General features: G+C 65.3%; 1 protein-coding gene. It reads left to right on the forward strand.

Translation table 11 applies throughout. From position 1 onward, the window contains the following. Positions 1–12: 12 nt before the first annotated feature. A partial coding sequence (locus tag I6F37_RS40965) for a sigma-70 family RNA polymerase sigma factor (protein WP_225154514.1) occupies positions 13–429 on the forward strand: 417 nt, incomplete at its 3' end.

A 429-nucleotide genomic window follows, 5' to 3' on the forward strand; every position in this document is an offset into this window, starting at 1 on the left:
CTCGTCAAGCGCATCGCTTATCACGTCGTCAGCCGTTTGCCGTCACATATCGAGGTCGATGACCTGATTCAAGCGGGCATGATCGGCCTCCTGAACGCGGCGCAGAACTTCGAGCCGACGAAGGGCGCCAACTTCGAAACCTACGCCGGCATCCGCATCCGCGGCGCCATGCTCGACGAGGCGCGACGCTCGAATTGGACGCCGCGTTCGACATTCCGCAACGCTAAGCAGGTATCTCTCGCGATTCGTACGATCGAGAACCGCACGGGCCGTGACGCCAAAGGGCCGGAGATTGCCGGCGCCCTCGGGGTCAGCCTCGACGAGTACCACCGCATGGTCGAGAGCGCGGCGTCGAGCCGAGTCCTGAGCTACGAGCAGCTGGCGGGAGACCCCGAGCGCGCCTCGATGTTGCCGGACGCGCCCGAGGAC

The organism is Bradyrhizobium sp. NBAIM08 (genome assembly GCF_020193935.1).
Lineage (GTDB): Bacteria > Pseudomonadota > Alphaproteobacteria > Rhizobiales > Xanthobacteraceae > Bradyrhizobium > Bradyrhizobium yuanmingense.